Source organism: Photobacterium malacitanum (genome assembly GCF_900185615.1).
GTDB lineage: Bacteria > Pseudomonadota > Gammaproteobacteria > Enterobacterales > Vibrionaceae > Photobacterium > Photobacterium malacitanum.
In genome coordinates, this window is record NZ_FYAK01000006.1 from 185,531 (window position 1) to 207,649 (window position 22,119).

Consider the following 22,119-nt stretch of genomic DNA (forward strand, 5'->3'; position numbering starts at 1 on the left):
GCATTTCCTCAATCTTGATAGTAGCAAAGGTTGGCACCATGGTTGGATATTGCCGAATAATTGACGATAATAGCCACTAGCACCCCTGCTTTAGATACCGATAGAGACTAATTTCATGCTGAGTTATCGCCACAGCTTTCACGCTGGCAACCACGCAGATGTGGTTAAACACATTGTTCAAAGCCTAATTCTGGATGCACTCAAGCAAAAAGATAAACCGTTCGTGTATCACGATACTCACTCAGGTGTTGGTCGTTACGATCTGCAAGATGAGCGCAGCGAAAAAACCGGTGAGTTTAAGCAAGGTATCGCCCGTATTTGGTCTCGTGATGATATTCCGACCGAAATTGGTGCATATATTGATGCAATTAAAGCCCTTAATGACAGCGATGAGTTACGTTACTACCCTGGCTCACCTAAGGTGGCGCGCGCGCAAATTCGTGACCAAGACCGCATGGTATTAACCGAATTACACCCAAGTGATTTTCCATTATTGCTGCAAGAGTTTCGTGGTGATCGCCGAGTTAAGATATACCAAGAAGATGGCTTCGCACGATTAAAAGCCAGCTTGCCCCCCAAAGAACGTCGTGGAGTGGTATTGATTGATCCTCCTTATGAGCTTAAACACGAATACCAAGATGTAGTGAAAGCGATTAAGCAAAGCCATAAACGTTGGGCAACAGGCACTTACGCAATTTGGTACCCTGTGGTTTACCGCGAAACAATTGATAATATGCTTCAAGGTCTAAAAGATTTAGACATTCGTAATATTCTTCAAATTGAGCTTGGCGTTGAGCCAGACACAGAAGAACGCGGCATGACAGCCTCAGGCATGATTGTGATTAACCCACCGTGGAAACTAGCGGCTCAAATGGAACAGATCCTGCCATGGTTGCAACAAGCCATAGCACCGAATCATGGCCATTATAAAGTTGAGTGGATCGTGCCGGAATAACTGGCTAACATTACTTTTGCACAATCAACAGCCACATTTTGCAGTGGCTGTTGCCTTTCTTTGGTTGCAACCATTATTTTCGATGGTAAAGTAACTTATCAATCGTTTTTTTCGATTTTAAATTCTCGTCACTCAGCCCAATCTTGATTACACTAGGTGACAGTGAATATTCATAACATCTATTGGAGTAAAGTCATGGCAAAGCATTTTGATTACATCTGCATCGGTGGTGGTAGCGGCGGTATTGCATCTGCAAACCGTGCAGCAATGTATGGCGCTAAAGTAGCAATCATTGAAGCAAAAGCTCTGGGTGGTACTTGTGTTAACGTCGGTTGTGTACCTAAAAAAGTTATGTGGCACGGTGCTCAAATCGCTGAAGCTATGCACCTTTACGCAAAAGATTACGGCTTTGATGTTGATGTAAAAGATTTTAACTGGAGCAAACTGGTTGAAAATCGCGAAGCATACATCAGCCGTATTCATAGCTCTTACGACAATGTACTAGCCAAAAACAACGTTGAAGTCATCAATGGTTTTGCGACTTTCGTTGATGCCAAAACAATTGAAGTCAATGGTGAGCATTACACCGCTGATCATATTTTGATTGCCGTTGGTGGTGAGCCAAGCATTCCAAATGTACCTGGTGCTGAATACGGTATTGATTCCAACGGTTTCTTTGAACTTAATGAGCAGCCTAAGCGTACTGCCATTGTTGGTGCAGGTTATATCGCGGTTGAAATCGCTGGTGTATTAAGTGCCCTAGGTACTGATACTCACCTGTTTGTGCGTAAAGAATCACCACTACGCAGCTTCGATCCAATGATTGTTGATACCTTAGTTGAAGTGATGGCAGCTGAAGGCCCAACCCTTCACACCCACTCAACGCCTAAAGAAGTGGTTAAAGAAGCTGACGGTTCAATTACATTGCATTTTGAAAACGGTGAATCTCACAATACCGATTTACTGATTTGGGCAATTGGTCGTCATCCTGCGACTGACAAAATCAACCTTCAAGCAACAGGTGTTGAAACCAATGCACGTGGCTACATCAAGGTAGACCAATACCAAGCAACCAATGTTGAAGGTATCTATTGTGTCGGTGACATCATGGAAGGCGGTATCGAGCTAACACCAATTGCAGTTAAGGCTGGTCGTCAATTATCTGAGCGTCTGTTTAATAACAAGCCAGAAGCGAAGATGGATTACACCTTAGTGCCTACGGTTGTGTTTAGCCACCCACCAATCGGCACCATTGGTCTAACGACCCAAGAAGCGATTGAGCAATATGGCGAACAAAATGTCAAAGTCTACCAATCAGGTTTTACAGCAATGTATACCGCTGTCACAAGCCACCGTCAGCCATGTAAAATGAAATTAGTATGTGCAGGCGAAGATGAGAAAGTGGTTGGTCTACATGGGATTGGTTATACCGTTGATGAAATGATTCAAGGTTTTGGTGTGGCAATGAAGATGGGCGCAACGAAAGCCGATTTTGATAGCGTAGTTGCTATTCACCCAACCGGCTCTGAAGAGTTTGTTACCATGCGTTGAGCGCACTAACGCTTGATATTAAAGCTGGTTAATCCTTTTTAGATATTGGATAACCAGCTTTTTTTTGGTCGATTAACCGTGGTGGTGATGATGTCCATCTTGATGGTTATGGCCACAACTGCATGTTGGCGCAATCACAGTTTGAATTGGAGTTAGCGTAATCTGCGCTAATAATTCTTCTGTGCTGACGGTATTTAATAAATGCATATTTTCAGCATTGACCGCCATAGGATCTTCAATTGCACGTTGGGTTTGCATCACCGCAACCACTTGTTCAGTTACTGCCGCTGGTAATGACAACTCGCGGATCACTTTGATTTCATTGTTAGCTGTATCTAATGCCATCATTGATAATGCTAATGTTGGCGTCGTTGGCTGCTGAAAATACTCCGCCGGGATCGCTGCTGCATTAAACTGAATATCAAACGCAAGCTCCGCCAATTTAAATACCACTAAACAGCCGCCATTATCAGTTTTCATCAACCCAAATTCAGCAGTGGCTTCTGCCATCATCTGCTGCTCATCTGCAGTGATACCGTTTAAACCGATAAAAACCATATTGCTCATATCATTGCGGAACATCTCAATAACGGCGCCATCGCCGGCAACAAATGGATGTTCATCAATGATCTGACCGACATGAAATTGCTGATTTGAATGTGCTGCCATGGTGTACCTCATCGTTATTTATGCTCAATCGTTTCAGTTTACACCAAATCAATCAGCAGTTATGTTATCAATTTATTATTAACCATTACTCAAAAAATAACAATACAACAAAAAACTAAAACACTATTACCTCACGGTAACAATAATCCTAATTAAGATGCAAAAAAAAGCCCTAACAAAATGTTAAGGCTTTAATATATAACAACTAAATTTGTTTTTTATTGTGCTGGTGCAAAATCTGCAGCTGCTGCACGGTGAGCAGTATAAATTGCTTCACCATCGCTCTCTGCATCAAAGATAACCTTAACATCAGGGCTAAATAAAATAACATCGCCAACTTCAGCAACATATTTAGTGCCTGCTTCATCACGCACAACAATTTTACCTTTGGTGATCACTTTATACTCAACAGAATCGTAGAAGTATTCAAATTCAACCCCAGGTGCCATTGTGAAATGACCAATGGTTAATGCATTGCTGTTATTGGTTACAGCAACTTCAGCCATATCACTTTTTAAGCCTTCAACTTCAAGTAATTTGCTTAGATCATTAAGCTTAAAAGTACCTGATTTGATCAGTGTAATACCTGGCTTAGTTGTTAATGTAGTCATCAATAGCGCCTTATTTTTATAGTAAGACCACAGTCAATGCAGTGATCTTATTAGGTACAGATGATCAAATTACCATGACAGCAATTGGATCTATTATTGGATTTGGGAGTAACAAAAATTAATGTTGGCTATTATTTGAAGTTACTTAATAACCTCTACCAACTATTTATTTATGAACATCATCTTCGCGTGATGTTTTCTGATGCAACAAGTGTAACTCAGCACTTAAAATCAACAATAGCTTAAAAATATAAATACTATTCCTGCACAGTAACAATCAATGCCATATTCACTGCACATATTATTAATAGGTTTTTATTAAAAAAAAATCAGCCCCACACTTAAGGCTAAAAAATAGCAACTTCGAATAAAAAACCTCAACAATCGCATAATTAACCAACTTTTTTGATTGTAGACTATTCCATCTATTCAATAAAAAATGTAATCTTCGACTCCTTATTTATAGAATAATAGTGAATATTTATTCTATCAGACCTCGGGGACACCCCCATTAATTCGGCCGTATCTACCAGTAGGTTATAAACAAATATGCATCAACAAGCAGCATCGCCACCCAAAAACATCAATAATTGGCTAATGTTTATCATTCCATCGTTAATTGGAGTGTTTTTATTTATGGCACCAATTAACTTTGATGGTGATATCACAATTCCCATCGCTGTATTAGCAAAAACAATTCAAAGCCATTTTGAAAACTCATTAACGTCGATTGTAACTGCTGTTATCAGTTTTACCGCTGTGATGTCTATTATCACGAAACTGTTTAAGCCCGGCTTTATTGTTCGCAATAGCTTTATTAATGGCTTACTCAACCCATCGCTAATGTGGTTTATCGTCCAACAGCTGGGTGCTGCTTTTGCTGTGATGACCTACTTTAATATTGGCCCGGTGATGTTTCGTAACGACGCCACAGGTGGCTTAGTTCTCAATAATTTATTACCGGTATTATTTTCAGTATTTATTTTTGCGGGTTTATTGCTACCGCTACTGCTCAATTTTGGCCTACTGGAATTCTTTGGCACCCTATTTACCCGTATCATGCGACCTATTTTTGGCCTACCGGGTCGCTCATCAGTCAACTGTATTGCATCATGGTTAGGCGATGGCTCAGTGGGAGTACTGCTGACCAGTAAGCAATATGAGTCAGGCATGTATACTCAACGCGAAGCTGCTGTTATTGGTACCACATTCTCAGCGGTATCAATCACGTTTAGTTTAGTGGTGATTGCTCAAGTAAATTTAGAGCATATGTTTGCTCCATTTTACTTAACGGTATGTTTAGCTGGTTTAGTAGCAGCAATCATTGTGCCGCGTCTGCCGCCATTATCGCGTAAGAAAAATGTCTATATTAATGGCACCACAGAATCATCTCACGATGAAACAGTCCCTGCGGGTCACAATGTTTTTTCTTATGGGCTTGAGCAAGCACTTAAAAAAGCCGCAGAAGTAAAAAGTATTCCTGCAATTGCACTTGATGGACTTAAAAACGCCGTTGATATGGTGTTTGGCGTGCTACCAGTGGTAATGGCGATTGGTACGGTGGCATTAGTGGTTGCGGAAAATACCCCAATTTTCGATTACCTTGGCATGCCTTTTATTCCATTCCTAGAATTGCTGCATATTCCTGAAGCAGAAGCAGCCTCTAAAACTATCGTGGTCGGTTTTGCTGATATGTTCTTGCCATCGATTTTGGCATCAACCATTCAAAGTGATATGACCCGCTTTATTATTGCTGCAATGTCAGTGACTCAGTTGATTTACATGTCTGAAATTGGCGCGCTATTAATTGGCAGTAAAGTACCGGTTAAAGCATGGGAATTATTTGTGATCTTTATTTTGCGTACACTAGTAACGTTACCAGTGATTGCATTAATGGCTCATTTGATTTTCTAACCCACTGTTAGTAAAACAAAAGGCGACCACACGGTCGCCTTTTTACTAGCTAAACATCAGCCTATTAGCCTATTAGCCTATTAGCCTTTGTAAATCTTGGGATTAAACACATCCCGTAGCCAATCACCGAGCAAGTTAATCACTAATACTAAGGTAATTAATACAATGCCAGGGAAGGCGGTGATCCACCATGAGCCTGAGAAAATATAGTTAAAACCAATACTGATCAGTGAGCCTAATGACGGCTGATCCACCGGTAAACCTAAGCCTAAAAATGAGAGTGCCGCTTCTGACATAATTGCATTGGCAACCTGCACTGTAGAAATCACTAGAATTGGTGACAAACAGTTCGGCAAAATATGACGGAACATGATTCGTGGCGCGCGAAAGCCCATCACTTTGGCCGCTTCAACATACTCTTTCTTTTTCTCTGCCAAAACAGAGGCACGTACCGTTCGCGCATACTGTGGCCATTCAGCAAAGCCAATGATCACCACTAGCATTATCACTGCATACTGAGCATAGGTCTCTGCCCCTAACGCGGTGCGGAAAATTGCCGAGACAATGATCGCCACCATCATGGTTGAAAATGATAGCTGCACATCAGCAATACGCATCAGCAAGCTATCAATACGACCACCAAAGTAGCCCGCAGTTAAGCCGACAATGACACCAATGGTTAATTGCAATGCCACTGCTAACAAACCAATCGTCAGTGATAATCGCATCCCATATAAAATGGTCGAATAAATATCTCGGCCTTGATCGTCGGTACCTAACACAAAGCTTTGATCGCCATCCTCCATCCATGCTGGCGGTAACTCCGAATCCATAATATCGATTGACGATAAATCATAAGGATTGGTTGGTGCGATAAAAGGTGCAAATAGTGCCGCAGTAGCAAAACTAATAAAAATAGCAAAACAAACCATTGCTACTTTATCTTTGAGAAAATAATAAACGATGTCGGAACTTTTAAAACGCTGCCAACGACTTGGTGCAACGGTGCTAATACTTTCCATGACTTATGCTCCCTTGCCCGTCAAATCTACTGTTGGGTTAACCAAGCCATAAAGCAGGTCAACTATGGTATTCGTTACCACAAAAATAAGGCCGACAAAAATCACATAAGCGGTGATCAACGGCGTATCAACTCGATTAATGGCATCTAAAAATAACAGTCCTGTGCCTGGCCACTGAAATACACTTTCGGTCAAAATGGTGTAGGCAATCATGGTACCAATCTGCACTCCACCGACAGTTAATACCGGCAACATGGTGTTTTTCAATGCATGCTGGTAATAGACCTTATTCATTGGTAAACCTTTTGCCTTAGCGAACTTAATGTACTCCGAGCTTAAAACTTCTAACATTTCAGAGCGTACTAAACGAATAAACAATGGCAGCATAATCGAAGCTAAGGCAATACATGGCAGCACTAAATGTTTGAGGCCATCGACGGTAAAGAAGCCGGACTCCCAACCTAAGTAATTAGCGGTTTCACCGCGCCCAAATGACGGTAACCACCCAAGCTCAATCGAGAACACATACATCAACATGATCGCGGTCAAGAACACCGGAATTGAAATACCAATACTACTAAACGCCATTACCACTTTAGTAAACACGCTCCGTGGGTGAATAGCGGAATACACCCCGAGTGGAATTGACACTAAAATAATGATCACTGTTGCGCCAAACACTAACTCTAAGGTGGCAACTAATTTATCTAAAATCACCTCTGTCGCTGGACGCTTAAAGGTGTATGAGGTGCCGAGATCCCCTTGAATCGCATTACTAAGAAAACGACTGTATTTAGTCACAAATGGATCGTTAAGACCTAAGTCATCACGTAATTGTTGACGTTCAGCTTCTGATACCGATTGGCCGACGAGCTCTCGTAACGGATCGCCAAGGTTATCCTGAATGGCAAATGCCACCAGACTGATCACAAACATCACTATCAGTGCCTGAAACAGGCGTTTGACCAGAAACGAAAACATTCCCTGCCCCTTTTAATTCATCCTGAAAAAATGCCGGAGCAAGCCCCGGCACTCGTATTTAACTATGGCTTACTAACGTTATTTTTCGTCAACCACCAGATCACCAAAGTATGGCTGCTCCATTGGGTTCACGACATCGGCTGCATGGACATTGGTGCGCGCACCCCATGCTAGGCTTTGCCAATGTAATGGTACAAATGCCGCTTCGTTATATAGCGTCGCTTCCACTTGTTTTAACATTGCAGCACGCTTAGCTGGATCGGTTTCAACATTGGCCTCAGTCACTAACTTATCGACCTCTGGGTTAGAATAGAAACCACAGTTATATTGGCCTTTACCGGTTTTCTCATTACGGGTCATGGTCAAAAACTCGGTCATGTTAGCGGAGTCTTCGGTATCTGCATGCCAACCAATCATCATCATATCAGCAGCACATTTATCAAATTCAGGCCAGTACTGCGCCTTAGGTAAGGTTTTCAAATCAACCTTAATTCCAATTTTTGACAGCATAGCTGCGGTTGCTTGAGCAATTTTGGCATCGTTCACGTAACGGTTATTTGGCGCTAACATGGTCAATGTAAAGCCATTTTCATAACCAGCTTGTTTCATTAATTGTTTGGCTTTTTTAACATCATAACGTGGCACTAACGCACTATCATGACCTTGATAACCCGCTGGGCTTTGTTGGCCAGCAGCGGTTGCAAAACCTTTCATAATTTTTTTTACAATGCCTTCATTATTAATCGCATGCACGATTGCTTGACGGACACGGACATCTTTTAATGCTGGATTGCTATTTTGGTTCATTTGAAAAGAAATAATACGCGTACCCGGTAAGGTCACTAAATCAACCCCTTCAGCACTTTTCAGACGCTTATGATCATTAGGTGCGACATGGTCAATCATGTCGACACCACCTGAAAGTAACGCCGCAACACGAGTGGCATCTTCTTTAATCGGCAATAGCGTAATGGTATCAACATTACCCTTAGAATCTTTATCCCAGTAATCAGCAAAACGAGTAAATTCAACTTTTACCCCTTGCTCTCGCTGCGTCACCGTAAAGGGTCCAGTACCAGACATATTGGTTGAAGCAAATGAGTTGCCATGCTTAGCAACTTCGGCTTTGTCTTTACCATCAGCCGTCTTACCGCTGTAAAATTTGCTGTCCATTGGGAAAATGTAGGTCGCAGTTTGAAGTACCAATGGGTAAGCGCCTTTTGAGATAATATCGACAGTGTAGTCATCGACTTTTTTCATTTCAGAATACGGTTCAAAAATGGCTTTAAAATCGGGTGATGACTGCAGACGATTAAAGGTCCAAATCACATCGTCAGCGGTCAGGGGATTACCTGAGTGAAACTTCACCCCTTGACGTAATGTAAATCGAAAAGTATTGGCATCAATGCGCTGCCAGCTTTGTGCTAGACGCGGCTCAAAATCCATTTGCTGAGTAAAACGTACTAGCGGATCAAATACCATGTGCGATAGCTGTAGTGTGCCGCCAGATAGTTGCTCATGAGGATCAAGTGATACAGGATCTGACGCATAACCTAACTTTAAATCTGCCGCGGTAACACTAAAACTCAATCCTGCAGCAACCAATGCTAGTGCTAATTTATTCTTAATGGTTTTCATTGCATAACTCCTTTATGCCCAAGCGCTATCGCTTAGTCTTTATTTTACTTTTCCTTGATAACAACCGCTTAAGCACGTTGCTGAGGTTTAACTTCTAGCCCTTTAAATTCAGGCATTAACGAAATCAAATGCTGACTATATTGATGCTGTGGTGCGGTAAATAATTTTTCCGTTGCTGCAACTTCTAACAATGTTCCTTGTTGCATCACGCCGATTCGATCACACATTTGACGAATAACCGGTAAATCGTGGCTAATAAACAACATCGTCAAATTAAGTTCATCTTGTAGATCTTTTAATAGGTTTAGAATCTGGGCTTGTACCGAAACATCCAGTGCCGATGTTGGCTCATCACAAATCAATAATCGTGGTCGAGTTGCCAATGCGCGCGCAATCGAGATCCGCTGACGTTGACCACCCGAAAACTCATGCGGAAATTTAATGCCTGCTGCGCGTCCTAACCCCACATGATCCAATAAATCATTCACTATCTGGCGGGTTTGGGCCTCATTATGAGTTAACTTATGAAATCGAATCGGCTCAGCAATAATGTCAAAAATACGCATTCTAGGGTTCATTGAGGTATACGGATTTTGAAACACCATTTGCATCTGACGACGCAGTGGACGCCGTTCCGCCTCACTTTTTAGCGCCGTCAGATCAATACCTTCAAAACGTACCCTGCCGCTATTTGGTGGATATAAACCAGCGATCACCCGTGCAATGGTTGATTTACCAGAACCAGATTCTCCGACTAAGCCAAACGTTTCACCTTCAGCAATATTAAAACTGACATCATTATTGGCTTGCACATATTCACGCCGACTTTCAAATAATGAGTCTTTGGTAATAAAGCGTAAGTTAACGTTTTCAACCTCAAGCAATGCCCCTTTATAAGCACGCTGATCTTGGCTTTGTCCTAACCAATGATTTTTAACATCTAATGCAGGTGCTTGTTGAGCATCTTCAATATAAGTCACCAGAGGAAAACGATTCAGTTTTATATCAGAACGGGGAACGGCTGAAATTAAACTTTGAGTATAAGGATGTTGTGGTCGACGTAGCACTTGCTCGGTAGTACCCATTTCGACTAAATCGCCACGATACATCACCGCGACCCGATCAGTAACATTGGCAACCACCCCCATATCATGAGTAACCAGCATACACCCCACATTTTTTTGAACACATAGATCACGGATCAGGGTTAGAATTTGATCTTGAATCGATACATCCAATGCAGTGGTTGGCTCATCTGCAATAATTAAATCTGGCTCACCCGCCAACGCAATAGCAATCACTACCCGTTGACGCATACCGCCTGAAAATTGGTGCGGATACTGTTTAATCCGTAGCTGGGGTTCAGGAATACCCACTTGTTCCATCAATGCCAATGCGCGTGTCACAGCTTCAGCTTGTGATACGTTCAAATTAGTAATAATTGTTTCAGTTAATTGCTGCTCAACCGTAAACAAGGGATTTAATGAGGTCATTGGATCTTGAAAAATAAACCCAATTTTTGAGCCTCGCACTTGACGCATTTGCTCAGGCGTTAACCCTGAGATTTTATTGCCATCGAGAAAAACCTCACCACTGGCAATTTGTCCTGGAGGGCTTAATAAATCAATCACGGCATTACCTACCGTCGATTTACCTGCACCAGATTCTCCAACAACACCAACGATTTCACCGCGTTCAATGGTGAATGACAATGATTTTACTGCTGCATGGGTACCATGACGCGAGGGATATTCTATACGAAGATTTTTTACTTCTAATAATGCCATTATCAGACTCCACTACTGGCAGCATCCTGCCGATCTGAAAAATTAAATCCTTTTCATGCCAATACTATTGTCTGATTGCATGCCTTCCATTCAATCTGTCAAAAATATTACAAAAAAGCAACAATACAAAGTAAAAAACTATCATTATTTGTGTTTATTGAATATTTATCTTATAAGAACGCATCAATAAACAATAGAGGACTAAACAAATATCAATTTATAACACGCTGAATAAACAACAAACAAGCCAATAATCCGCCACAAAAAACCACTCAACTGTAACAATTAAAAATAATCATCATGAATATATTTTCAAAAAAAACCACACCTTCAATTAACATTTATTAAACAAAATATCGTTTTTAAAAAAATACATAGTGATAAAAACCACTGAAAAAATAAAAATCAGCGCATAAATCTATATATAAACTGAATATCAAAACTTAAAACAATGGTTGCTACGACATATTTGCGCGGCTTTTTAGTATTTTCCCAACGTTATTATTAGGTGATGTTTATCGTTTTCTGGAGACGAAAAAAAACCGTATCTTTCGATACGGTTTTCTTAATGGTGGTTGGTGAAGAGCGAGATTCTAATATCAGCGAACCCCCGCCCCTCTGGCTTTCAACCAATAATACCGATTTACTTTTATACCGACGAAAAAAAACCGTATCTTTCGATTCAGGTTTCTTAATGGTGGTTGGTGAAGAGCGAGATTCTAATATCAGGGGAACCCCCGACCCTCTGGCTTTCAAGCAATAATACCGATTTACTTTTATACCGACGAAAAAAAACCGTATCTTTCGATACGGTTTTCTTAATGGTGGTCGGTGAAGAGCGAGATTCTAATATCGGTGAACCCCCGACCCTCTGGCTTTAAACCAATGATACCGATTTACTTTTATACTGACGAAAAAAAACCGTATCTTTCGATACGGTTTTCTTAATGGTGGTTGGTGAAGAGCGAGATTCTAATATCAGGGGAACCCCCGACCCTCTGGCTTTCAACCAATAATACCGATTTACTTTTATACCGACGAAAAAAAACCGTATCTTTCGATACGGTTTTCTTAATGGTGGTCGGTGAAGAGGGATTCGAACCCCCGACCCTCTGGTCCCAAACCAGATGCGCTACCAAACTGCGCTATTCACCGACAATGTTTAGGCTTACAAGGCCAAGGTCTCTAATACAAGATAACCTGAAAATGGGGTGGCTAACGAGGCTTGAACTCGCGACAACCGGAATCACAATCCGGGACTCTACCAACTGAGCTATAGCCACCATTGTAAGTGGTCGGTGAAGAGGGATTCGAACCCCCGACCCTCTGGTCCCAAACCAGATGCGCTACCAAACTGCGCTATTCACCGACTAAATCTTTCTACGTGATGCATTATCACGAGATAATTCTGTGTGCTTGTAAAACAAGCGGGCTTAAAAGCCAACATGCTGACTGGGTGATCAACACATATATAATATGGGGTGGCTAACGAGGCTTGAACTCGCGACAACCGGAATCACAATCCGGGACTCTACCAACTGAGCTATAGCCACCAATGTTTTTTTACCTTTGCCAATACGACCGGATAATGGTGCGCCCGAAAGGATTCGAACCTTCGGCCTTTGGCTCCGGAGGCCAACGCTCTATCCAGCTGAGCTACGGGCGCCTTGCCCTATCGACGGGGGTGAATATTACGGATCAGAACGCAACTCGGCAAGTGTTTTTTTTTATTTTTATTCCGCTCGCTGCATTTATCAACAAATCGACGTTGATTCGTGTCATCGATAGTACAATATTGAATTTGAACATTGAATATAGTTGCTATACTTACAAAATTGTAACATCGACTCGCGGTGTAAATCACACCACGATGGGGAAACCATATTGGATCACTCATCCTCATACAACTGGACGTATATAAAGGTGAATAAATGGATCTATTTTTACGACCATGGCTAATCGCTATTTGTACCGCTAGCGCCTTATCAACTACCGTCATTGCTGCTGATATGTCTACCACTGCAATCAGTGAGCGCATAAAACCTGTAGGAAATGTTCATCTTGATGGCTCTACGCCTACCACTGTCACCACGACCTCATCTCGAACAGCTCAGGCTATTTATGACCAATATTGTGCCTCGTGTCATAACAGTGGCTTAATGGGTGCACCAAAAAAAGGCGATGCTGACGATTGGGCGGCAAGAGTAAGCCAAGGTGATGCGGTTCTGGCTAAGCATGCAATTGAAGGTTTTAACGCTATGCCAGCCAAAGGAACGTGTATGGATTGCAGTGATGATGAAATTGTTGCGGCTATTAACTATATGATCAACCCCAACGAGCAGTGATGATTAATCAGCCTTTGTATATTGTAAATAAAATCAGGGGGATCGCTCCCCCTGCATAATAATCTGTCAATTAAGTGCTATTTTTTAAATAAATTACGAATATTAGCAATATGGGCTTGGCCTTTTTGCATTCGTTCTTCAGCAGTGATCGGTTTGCGTTCGTTTTCCCACTCTAAATCATCCTGTGGTAGCTCGTATAAGAATCGACTCGGCTCTGGCTTGATCAGTTCACCATATTGACGCCGTTCTTTACACAGCGTGAACGTTAGCTCTCGTTGCGCGCGGGTGATCCCCACATAAGCCAATCGGCGCTCTTCATCAACATTATCCTCATCAATACTGGTTTGATGCGGCAAAATGCCCTCTTCAGTGCCGACTAAAAACACATATGGAAACTCGAGCCCTTTTGATGCATGTAACGTCATTAGCTGTACTTGATCAGCGTCAGTGTCATCTTCCCCACGCTCCATCATGTCACGCAGAGTTAAACGCTGTACCACTTCTTTCAGAGTTTTAACTTCATTGTCATAGTTATCACCTTCCAAATCAGCGGTGATCCAACTGTAGAGATCAGAGACATTTTTCATTCTCATTTCAGCCGCTTTAGGACTGGAAGATGTTTCGTAGAGCCAATCTTCATAATGAATATCACGTACTAATTGGCGTACCGCTGCCACAGTATCGCCCCGCTCTGCGTTATCTGTCAGCTGATTTATCCAATGCGTAAAGCGTTGTAACGATTCTAAACCACGGCCCGAAAGGTGTTGTTCAAGCCCCATTTCAAAACTGGCAGCAAATAAACTTTTTCCGCGCATATTGGCGTACGTTCCCAACTTTTCGAGCGTAACTGGACCAATTTCACGTCGTGGCGTATTCACGATCCGTAAAAAAGCATTATCGTCATCAGGATTAGTTAATACTCGTAGATATGCCATCATATCTTTGATTTCAACCCGCGAGAAAAACGACGTTCCACCAGAAATTTTATACGGAATTCGGTTTTGCATTAGCGCTTTTTCAAATAATCGCGATTGGTGGTTACCGCGGTATAAAATCGCATAATCTTTATAAGCGGTATTATTCATAAACCGATGCGCAATTAATTCGCCCACCACTTTTTCAGCTTCATGCTCTTCATTTTTTGCCGTCAACACTTTCAACATCGCCCCATCAGGGATCGCTGAAAACAGAGCTTTTTCAAATAAGTGGGGGTTATTAGCAATAAGAATGTTTGCCGTTCGTAGAATACGACTGGTTGAACGATAATTTTGCTCAAGTTTAACTACTTTAAGATTAGGAAAATCTTTATTGAGTAAGGCTAAGTTTTCTGGCTGCGCGCCACGCCACGAATAAATCGACTGATCATCGTCACCAACCACAGTAAATCGTGCTCGCTCACCAACCAATAACTTGACGAACAAATACTGACTGGTGTTGGTATCTTGATACTCATCCACCAGCAAATAGCGAATTCGATTTTGCCAGCGTTGACGCACTTCTTGATTATCATGCAACAATAATACTGGCATTAAAATCAGATCATCAAAATCAAGCGCGTTATAGGCCTTCATCTGCCGCTGATACATTTCATAGCAATGGGCAAATAATTGATCACGCTCAGTTTGAGCACGGCCAGCGGCATCAACTGGCGCTAACATGTCATTTTTCCAATTCGAAATTGTTGACTGCAATTGCTTTAATAAATCTTTATCACCGTCGAGCTCTTCTTCGGTCAATTCCTTTAATAACGCCATCTGATCTTGATCGTCAAACAATGAAAAATTGGCTTTTAAGCCTAAATATTTACATTCTCGACGCACAATGTTCAGTCCCAACGTATGAAAAGTTGACACCATTAACCCTTTAGATTCTTGACGACCTAATGTTTGACCGACACGCTCTTTCATTTCACGTGCAGCTTTATTAGTAAAGGTCAATGCCGCAATGTTGCGTGCCTTATAATCACACTGCTGAACCAAGTAAGCGATTTTATTGGTAATAACACGCGTTTTACCTGAGCCGGCGCCGGCTAAAACTAAGCACGGTCCGGAAACGTATTTAACTGCTTCTGTTTGCCTTGGGTTCAGTTTCATTAGTTATCCTGACGTCATTAAAAACGAGCGCATTTTAACGCGCTTTAATTACAACTCTATTCATTTTTGCTTGAATGGCATTATCGCAATTCATCAACATTTATTCCAAGTTCATTACTTAAAGCAACTGAATCAACGGATCTGTGCTAGACATATTGATATATCAGTTAAACAAATCACAACCAGTTGCACCAAATTCTTAATTGAATTAAATGTTAATTATATAAAAGTAAATAATAGTTACATTACTGTTAAATGATGAAATAATCTTTAACAGTTCTCATATTGCTTAAATTTAGGAGATTTCATGCGAAAGATCGCAGCCATTGCTACTATTGTCAGCTTGACATTAGGGATATCCGCTTGTGACCAAAGTGAATCCAAAAAGCCAACCCAACAAGCAGCAAAAAGTGTGGCTGTTGGTACACTTAGCGTTACTTCTCATCCACAAGCTATTCACGTCGAACTTCCTGGCCGTAGTAAAGCTTACCTTGAAGCTGAAGTTCGTCCTCAAGTATCAGGTATTATCACTGAACGTAGCTTCAAAGAAGGTAGCAGTGTCAGTAAAGGCCAATCATTATATAGTATCGACTCAGCACCTTATAACGCAGCCTACCTCAGCGCTAAAGCCAGTTTAGCTCAAGCACAAGCAAACTTAGATTCAGCAAAGGCGCTGGCTCAACGTAGTGAAACGTTGGTTAACCGTGGCGCTATCAGCAAACAAACTTATGATGATAATAAAGCAAAATATAAAGTTGCTCTTGCTGGCATTGAAGTCGCAAAAGCCAGTGTTAACAAAGCAAAAATAGATCTTAATTATACCAAAGTTAAAGCCCCTATCGCGGGTCGTATTGGTCAATCATCAGTCACACCTGGTGCTCTCGTCAGCGCGGGGCAGGCACAAGTCTTAGCGACCATTCAACAATTGGACCCGATCAATATTGATATTGCCCAATCAAGCACGCAATTATTGCGTCTAAAATCAGCCCTTAAACAAGGTCAGCTGCAAGCCAGTGATAATGCTGATGTCGAATTGATCCTTGAAGATGGCAGTGTTTACTCACATCACGGCACACTCCAATTTGCTGAAGTGAATGTCGATCCTAACACTGGCTCTGTCACCTTACGTGCTGAATTCCCTAACCCTGACGGCGTGTTACTGCCTGGCATGTATGTCCGCGCAGTGCTAAATACTGGCACCGATCCTAAAGCCATTATGATCCCGCAAAAAGCCATTACTCGCAACAGTAAAGGCCAAGCAATTGCTATGGTTGTTGGCGCTGACAACAAAGTGGAATCACGCACAATCACGACAGCTGAAGCAATTGATAATCAATGGCGAGTTACTAGTGGACTTAAAGATGGCGATCAAGTGATCGTTGATGGTTTACAAAAAATCCGTCCAGGGGTTGTGGTTGAACCGACGCCAATGACTGTCACTCACTCACAATAATAGGGAAAGTAAACTATGGCTCGTTTCTTTATCGATCGCCCTATTTTTGCTTGGGTGATCGCGATTATCGTCATGCTAGCTGGCGTACTGTCCATTTTAAAATTACCGGTTTCTCAGTACCCTAGCATTGCACCACCCACAGTTGTTATTAGTGCTAGCTACCCCGGCGCTAATGCGAAAACCATGGAAGATACCGTTACTCAAGTTATCGAACAACGGATGACAGGTATTGATAACCTGCGCTACTTATCGTCAACCAGTGACAGTTTTGGTAATACCCAAATAACCCTGACGTTTAATGCTGAGGCTGATCCTGATATTGCCCAAGTTCAGGTTCAAAATAAGTTGCAATCAGCATTACCCCTGCTGCCACTAGAAGTGCAACAGCAAGGGGTAAAGGTTAACAAAGCCAGCTCCAGCTTTTTGATGGTAGTCGGATTCTATTCCGAAGATGGTTCGATGGATAAAAATGACATTTCGGACTACATCAGTTCCAATGTTGCCGATCCAATGAGTCGTGTGCCAGGTGTTGGTGAGATTCAAACGTTTGGTGCTCAATATGCGATGCGTATTTGGCTTGATCCGCTTAAACTAACAAAATATCACCTCACTAGTATTGATGTTATTAATGCTATTAAAGAACAAAATGCTCAGGTTTCAGCAGGTCAACTTGGTGCCTCACCATCGTTACCAGGCCAAGAGCTTAACGCGACCGTCTCCGCTCAAAGCCGTTTAAAAACGCCAGCTCAGTTTGAAAAAATCATTCTGAAATCCGATCCTTCGGGCGCAAAAGTGTTATTAAAAGACGTCGCTCGAGTTGAACTTGGCGCTGAAAGTTATGCTGTGCAGGTGTTCTATAACGGTAAACAAGCCAGTGGTATTGGTATTAAACTCGCCACAGGGGCCAACGCCTTAGCCACAGCAGAAGCCGTTAAAGCAAAGATTGATGAGCTTAAACCGTTCTTCCCTGAAGGATTACAAGCGGTTTATCCCTACGACACGACGCCATTTGTCGAAAAATCCATTGAAGGTGTAGTCCATACATTATTTGAAGCAGTGGCATTGGTATTTATTATCATGTTCCTGTTCTTACAAAACTTCCGCGCGACATTGATTCCAACGATTGCCGTTCCAGTAGTATTACTCGGTACCTTCGCTGTACTTTCTATCGCAGGCTATTCAATAAATACCCTCACTATGTTTGCAATGGTACTTGCTATCGGCTTGCTGGTTGACGATGCGATTGTAGTGGTAGAAAACGTTGAACGGGTCATGCACGAGGAGGGCTTAGGTCCTGTTGAAGCGACACGTAAATCAATGGATCAAATTACGGGCGCACTGGTAGGTATCGCATTAACACTCTCTGCGGTATTTGTTCCAATGGCATTTATGTCAGGTTCTACCGGTGTTATTTATCGCCAATTCTCGATAACCATCGTAACTGCAATGTCACTATCGGTAATGGTAGCAGTGATCCTTACACCCGCTCTGTGTGCAACGATGCTTAAACCTGTTGCTCACGGTAGCAATGACAAAGGCTTCTTTGGCTGGTTTAACCGCACTTTTGATAACTTAACCAACCGTTACGAAGCTAGCGTTGCGGCAATGATTAAGCGCTCTATTCGAGTGATGTTTATCTTCCTTGGCTTAACCGTTGCTGTAGGTTGGATCTTTATGCGCATGCCAACTTCGTTCTTACCAGATGAAGACCAAGGGATTTTATTTAGTCAGGCCATATTGCCGGTTAACTCAACCCAAGAGCAAACGCAAAAAGTCATGGACCAAGTGTCTGATTACTATTTAACTCAAGAGGCTGATAGTGTCGCCAGTGTATTTAGTGTCTCAGGCTTTAGTTTTGCTGGTAACGGTCAAAACATGGGTATGGCTTTTGTCGGCTTAAAAGATTGGTCTGATCGTCAATTGCCCGGCATGGATGTTAAATCGATCGTGAATCGCTCGATGGGTTATTTCCAAAAAATTAAAAATGCGATGGTGTTTTCGTTTGCACCACCAGCAGTGATCGAACTTGGTACCGCCAGTGGTTTTGATTTCTACCTTCAAGATCGCAGTGGTCAAGGGCATGACAAGTTAATTGCAGCACGTAATCAATTACTGCAATTAGCCGCTGAAAACCCGAATTTGGTTGGCGTTCGTCCTAATGGTCAAGAAGATGCGCCTATGTATCAAATTAATATTGATCAAGCCAAAATACGTGCGCTAGGAATCGATATTAATTCCGTCAACAAAGTGCTCGGTACTGCATGGGGTAGTTCTTATGTTAACGACTTTATTGATCGCGGCCGAGTAAAGAAAGTCTTTGTTCAAGGTGATGCTCAATACCGCATGAAACCTGGCGATCTTGATAGCTGGTATGTACGTAATAACCAAGGTGAAATGGTGCCATTCTCGGCCTTTGCTACCGGTGAATGGCAATATGCGTCACCGCGTCTAGAACGTTTCAACGCCACTCCTGCTGTGAATATTCAAGGCAGTGTGGTTAATGGTTACAGTACAGGCCAAGCAATGCTTGATATTGAAGCGATGGTCAAGAAATTACCACCAGGGTTTGGGGTTGAATGGAATGGCTTATCGTATGAAGAACGCCTATCGGGTAACCAAGCACCAATGCTATACGCGTTATCTATCTTGGTGGTGTTCTTAGTACTTGCTGCGCTGTATGAAAGCTGGTCAGTGCCTTTTGCTGTCGTACTAGTAGTGCCGCTTGGAATTATTGGTGCGCTGCTAGCAATGAATGCGCGCGGTATGCCGAACGATGTCTTCTTCCAAGTCGGCTTATTAACCACCGTTGGTTTGGCAACCAAAAATGCCATTCTGATTGTGGAATTTGCTAAAGAATACTACGAGAAAGGCGCAGGACTGGTTGAAGCGACCCTGCATGCGGTACGTGTGCGTTTACGTCCAATTATCATGACCTCGCTCGCGTTTGGTCTTGGTGTAGTGCCATTAGCCATCAGTACCGGCGTTGGCTCAGGTGGTAAAAATGCCATTGGTACTGCAGTACTTGGCGGCATGTTGAGCTCAACCTTCTTAGGTATTTTCTTTATTCCAATTTTCTTTGTAGTAGTAGAACGTATCTTTAGTCGTGGAAAAAACAAGCCGACATCTGACAGTACACCACCAACACAATCACATTAATCAGTTGGTAATCTAGAACCATAGCAGCCCGTATCTATCTTGATGCGGGCTTTTTATTACTTTTTCACTTGAAAAAACACCTTATCACGGCGAATAAGTATATTGGCACTTATGGGAACCTTGCAATATTCTTAATAATGATACAAAAGCTTAAATAAGACTTGCGAATCAATCATCAAATCCTACAATAGCCCAGTGAATGAACATTCATTCATTCTATTTGTACCGAATATAAGCAGTTATGACAGATAAAAAAGAGCGCATATTAACAGCAACTGAAAAACTTTTAGCTACCCATGGCTTTCATGGTCTATCAATGCAGATGGTGGCTAAAGAAGCTCAAGTTGCAACAGGCACTATTTATCGCTACTTCGATGATAAAGATGATCTACTATTCCAACTACATGAATATATTTTAGGTTATATCGCGAACAAAGTTAGCCAGAATATTAACAATAGTATGTCACTTAAACAGCGTTACCGTACGATGTGGCTCAATTTGTGGCAAATGTCGGTAAGTGGTAATGCGCCGTTAATCAATCAAGGGCAATTTCAGAATTTGCCCCGTAAAAATGCCCATGAAAGAAAAGCATTAAATAAACACCTTTTTAGCTGCGTCAATCAAATGTTTGACGAAGGTAAAGCCTGCAACCTATTTAAACCGCTTGATAATGAAATTTTAAGCACACTTAGCCTTGAGACGAGTTGTTATTTAGCCCGTCGAAAAATCAATGGTGGATTAGAGATCACTGATAGCGAATTAAATGCCGCTATTAATGCCTCTTGGGACGCCATTATTCAGCATTAACATTGTAATTCCGGAGCATACCTCATAATGAAAAAATGGATCGTGATGTTACTTCTTGCTCTTCTGTTATTTGGAAGTGTAATTGGTTTCAATCTTTTTAAAGAACATAAAATAGCTGAATATATGGCTAATATACCGGAAGCAAACTATCCGGTAACCGCCACTACCACTAAAGCTGAAAACTGGCACCCAGCACTTCAAGCAATTGGTTTTATTGAACCAATGCAAGGTGTAACCCTAACTTCAGAAGCGGCTGGTGTGATCAGCAAAATCAACTTTGAATCAGGCCAAAAGGTAAAAGCTGGGCAATTATTGGTGTCAATAAACTCCAATGTTGAACAGTCAAGCTTACAAAGTACTGAAGCAAAACTACCATCAGTAGAAGCTTCTTACCTACGTTACAAAGATCTTTACCGTAAAGGTTCAGTATCAAAATCTAGCCTTGATGAAGCGAAAGCAAATTACCTTGCATTAGTCGCTCAAATCAAATCATTAAAAGAATCTATTCAACGTCGTAATATCAGCGCACCTTTTGCCGGTGAGATTGGTCTACGTAATGTTTACTTAGGTCAATATATTCAGCCTGGTACGAAAATTATTCGTTTAGAAGACACCACGACGATGCGTTTCCGCTTTACGGTTCCGCAAACGGATATTTCTAAAATAAAAATTGGCCAAACTGTTGATATCAGTATCGATGCTTATAAAGATACTAATTTTAAAGGTCTAATTACTGCGATTGAACCTGCGGTTAACGCGCAAACAGGTTTGATTCAGGTACAAGCTGATATTCCTAACAGCGGCGGCATGCTGCGCAGTGGTATGTTTGCACGTGCCCGTGTTATTCAACCCGTTATTGCTGATCAAATCGTGGTTCCTCAAACGGCCATTACTTACACCCTTTATGGTGATACGGTGTATGTACTGCGCAACGTTGATGGCAAATTACGTGCGATGCAGACAGTGGTAACTACTGGTCTAAACAAAGGTAACAAAGTACGCATTCTTTCAGGCCTAAAAGCTGGAGAGCAGATCGTAACTAGCGGCCAAATTCGTCTTAGCAACAAGTCATTAGTGCACATCGTTGAAAATGACGCACTGAAGGCTCCTGCTGAAATCCCATTGCTGTAACTGGA

15 protein-coding genes and 5 tRNA genes are annotated in these 22,119 nt (G+C 41.9%); 8 read left to right on the forward strand and 12 right to left on the reverse strand.

Features of this window, described 5'->3' with window-relative positions; all coding sequences use genetic code 11:
• The first annotated feature begins 115 nt into the window (after positions 1–115).
• Together PMAL9190_RS14290 and gorA are read left to right on the forward strand one after the other, a co-directional pair.
• The gene (locus tag PMAL9190_RS14290; protein WP_087845777.1) at positions 116–955 is read left to right on the forward strand and encodes a 23S rRNA (adenine(2030)-N(6))-methyltransferase RlmJ; all 840 of its coding nucleotides are present in this window, start codon (positions 116–118) and stop codon (positions 953–955) included.
• A gap of 195 nt (positions 956–1,150) precedes the next feature.
• Positions 1,151–2,506, forward strand: a complete 1,356-nt coding sequence (gene gorA, locus PMAL9190_RS14295) for a glutathione-disulfide reductase (protein WP_087845778.1) — start codon at positions 1,151–1,153, stop codon at positions 2,504–2,506.
• A 72-nt stretch (positions 2,507–2,578) separates the two neighbouring features.
• On the opposite strand, the gene PMAL9190_RS14300 is transcribed toward gorA, so the two are convergent.
• Together PMAL9190_RS14300 and PMAL9190_RS14305 are read right to left on the reverse strand one after the other, a co-directional pair.
• Entirely contained in the window at positions 2,579–3,175 is a 597-nt protein-coding gene (locus PMAL9190_RS14300; protein ID WP_087845779.1) for a hypothetical protein, read from the reverse strand.
• A gap of 218 nt (positions 3,176–3,393) precedes the next feature.
• On the reverse strand, positions 3,394–3,786 hold the full coding sequence (locus tag PMAL9190_RS14305) for a EutQ-related cupin domain-containing protein (RefSeq protein WP_087845780.1): 393 nt from the start codon (positions 3,784–3,786) through the stop codon (positions 3,394–3,396).
• Positions 3,787–4,335: 549 nt separating this feature from the next.
• Here PMAL9190_RS14305 and PMAL9190_RS14310 point away from each other — a divergent pair.
• Positions 4,336–5,700, forward strand: a complete 1,365-nt coding sequence (locus tag PMAL9190_RS14310) for a YjiH family protein (RefSeq protein ID WP_087845781.1) — start codon at positions 4,336–4,338, stop codon at positions 5,698–5,700.
• A gap of 80 nt (positions 5,701–5,780) precedes the next feature.
• Here the strand turns inward: PMAL9190_RS14310 and PMAL9190_RS14315 are convergent, their stop codons facing one another.
• From PMAL9190_RS14315 to PMAL9190_RS14360, 9 genes are all read right to left on the reverse strand, one after another.
• Entirely contained in the window at positions 5,781–6,722 is a 942-nt protein-coding gene (locus PMAL9190_RS14315) for an ABC transporter permease (protein ID WP_087845782.1), read from the reverse strand.
• A gap of 3 nt (positions 6,723–6,725) precedes the next feature.
• Positions 6,726–7,703 (reverse strand): ABC transporter permease, encoded by a 978-nt coding sequence (locus PMAL9190_RS14320; RefSeq protein ID WP_087845783.1) that lies wholly within the window; start codon positions 7,701–7,703, stop codon positions 6,726–6,728.
• Positions 7,704–7,781: 78 nt separating this feature from the next.
• Positions 7,782–9,341 (reverse strand): ABC transporter substrate-binding protein, encoded by a 1,560-nt coding sequence (locus tag PMAL9190_RS14325; protein ID WP_087845784.1) that lies wholly within the window; start codon positions 9,339–9,341, stop codon positions 7,782–7,784.
• 68 nt (positions 9,342–9,409) lie between these two features.
• Positions 9,410–11,128, reverse strand: coding sequence for a dipeptide ABC transporter ATP-binding protein (locus tag PMAL9190_RS14330; protein ID WP_087845785.1), 1,719 nt, complete (start codon positions 11,126–11,128; stop codon positions 9,410–9,412).
• A 1,078-nt stretch (positions 11,129–12,206) separates the two neighbouring features.
• Positions 12,207–12,283, reverse strand: a tRNA-Pro gene (locus tag PMAL9190_RS14340).
• A gap of 52 nt (positions 12,284–12,335) precedes the next feature.
• Positions 12,336–12,411 (reverse strand) — tRNA-His (locus tag PMAL9190_RS14345).
• Positions 12,412–12,420: 9 nt separating this feature from the next.
• Positions 12,421–12,497 (reverse strand) — tRNA-Pro (locus tag PMAL9190_RS14350).
• A gap of 108 nt (positions 12,498–12,605) precedes the next feature.
• Positions 12,606–12,681: transfer RNA gene (locus tag PMAL9190_RS14355), tRNA-His, on the reverse strand.
• Positions 12,682–12,717: 36 nt separating this feature from the next.
• Positions 12,718–12,794: transfer RNA gene (locus tag PMAL9190_RS14360), tRNA-Arg, on the reverse strand.
• Positions 12,795–13,059: 265 nt separating this feature from the next.
• Here PMAL9190_RS14360 and PMAL9190_RS14365 point away from each other — a divergent pair.
• The gene (locus PMAL9190_RS14365) at positions 13,060–13,473 is read left to right on the forward strand and encodes a c-type cytochrome (protein WP_087845787.1); all 414 of its coding nucleotides are present in this window, start codon (positions 13,060–13,062) and stop codon (positions 13,471–13,473) included.
• A gap of 77 nt (positions 13,474–13,550) precedes the next feature.
• On the opposite strand, the gene rep is transcribed toward PMAL9190_RS14365, so the two are convergent.
• A complete protein-coding gene (gene rep / locus PMAL9190_RS14370) occupies positions 13,551–15,566 on the reverse strand; it encodes a DNA helicase Rep (protein WP_087845788.1) in 2,016 nt (671 codons plus the stop codon).
• A 307-nt stretch (positions 15,567–15,873) separates the two neighbouring features.
• On the opposite strand from rep, the gene PMAL9190_RS14375 reads away from it, so the two are divergent.
• The 4 genes from PMAL9190_RS14375 (at position 15,874) to PMAL9190_RS14390 (ending at position 22,114) form a co-directional block, all read left to right on the forward strand.
• Complete coding sequence (locus PMAL9190_RS14375; RefSeq protein WP_087845789.1) at positions 15,874–17,019, forward strand: efflux RND transporter periplasmic adaptor subunit; 1,146 nt, start codon at positions 15,874–15,876, stop codon at positions 17,017–17,019.
• Positions 17,020–17,034: 15 nt separating this feature from the next.
• The gene (locus tag PMAL9190_RS14380; protein ID WP_087845790.1) at positions 17,035–20,175 is read left to right on the forward strand and encodes an efflux RND transporter permease subunit; all 3,141 of its coding nucleotides are present in this window, start codon (positions 17,035–17,037) and stop codon (positions 20,173–20,175) included.
• 241 nt (positions 20,176–20,416) lie between these two features.
• The gene (locus PMAL9190_RS14385; RefSeq protein ID WP_087845791.1) at positions 20,417–20,983 is read left to right on the forward strand and encodes a TetR/AcrR family transcriptional regulator; all 567 of its coding nucleotides are present in this window, start codon (positions 20,417–20,419) and stop codon (positions 20,981–20,983) included.
• Between the two features lie 27 nt (positions 20,984–21,010).
• Positions 21,011–22,114 carry an efflux RND transporter periplasmic adaptor subunit gene (locus PMAL9190_RS14390; RefSeq protein WP_087845792.1) on the forward strand — a complete coding sequence of 368 codons (1,104 nt, stop codon included), beginning with the start codon at positions 21,011–21,013 and terminating at the stop codon, positions 22,112–22,114.
• Positions 22,115–22,119: the final 5 nt, after the last annotated feature.

Bases quoted from the DNA above. Each gene is read 5' to 3' on its own strand.
- PMAL9190_RS14290 (WP_087845777.1), top strand. From the start codon at position 116: ATGCTGAGTTATCGCCACAGCTTTCACGCTGGCAACCACGCAGATGTG.
- gorA (WP_087845778.1), top strand. From the start codon at position 1,151: ATGGCAAAGCATTTTGATTACATCTGCATCGGTGGTGGTAGCGGCGGT.
- PMAL9190_RS14300 (WP_087845779.1), bottom strand. From the start codon at position 3,175: ATGGCAGCACATTCAAATCAGCAATTTCATGTCGGTCAGATCATTGAT.
- PMAL9190_RS14305 (WP_087845780.1), bottom strand. From the start codon at position 3,786: ATGACTACATTAACAACTAAGCCAGGTATTACACTGATCAAATCAGGT.
- PMAL9190_RS14310 (WP_087845781.1), top strand. From the start codon at position 4,336: ATGCATCAACAAGCAGCATCGCCACCCAAAAACATCAATAATTGGCTA.
- PMAL9190_RS14315 (WP_087845782.1), bottom strand. From the start codon at position 6,722: ATGGAAAGTATTAGCACCGTTGCACCAAGTCGTTGGCAGCGTTTTAAA.
- PMAL9190_RS14320 (WP_087845783.1), bottom strand. From the start codon at position 7,703: ATGTTTTCGTTTCTGGTCAAACGCCTGTTTCAGGCACTGATAGTGATG.
- PMAL9190_RS14325 (WP_087845784.1), bottom strand. From the start codon at position 9,341: ATGAAAACCATTAAGAATAAATTAGCACTAGCATTGGTTGCTGCAGGA.
- PMAL9190_RS14330 (WP_087845785.1), bottom strand. From the start codon at position 11,128: ATGGCATTATTAGAAGTAAAAAATCTTCGTATAGAATATCCCTCGCGT.
- PMAL9190_RS14365 (WP_087845787.1), top strand. From the start codon at position 13,060: ATGGATCTATTTTTACGACCATGGCTAATCGCTATTTGTACCGCTAGC.
- rep (WP_087845788.1), bottom strand. From the start codon at position 15,566: ATGAAACTGAACCCAAGGCAAACAGAAGCAGTTAAATACGTTTCCGGA.
- PMAL9190_RS14375 (WP_087845789.1), top strand. From the start codon at position 15,874: ATGCGAAAGATCGCAGCCATTGCTACTATTGTCAGCTTGACATTAGGG.
- PMAL9190_RS14380 (WP_087845790.1), top strand. From the start codon at position 17,035: ATGGCTCGTTTCTTTATCGATCGCCCTATTTTTGCTTGGGTGATCGCG.
- PMAL9190_RS14385 (WP_087845791.1), top strand. From the start codon at position 20,417: ATGACAGATAAAAAAGAGCGCATATTAACAGCAACTGAAAAACTTTTA.
- PMAL9190_RS14390 (WP_087845792.1), top strand. From the start codon at position 21,011: ATGAAAAAATGGATCGTGATGTTACTTCTTGCTCTTCTGTTATTTGGA.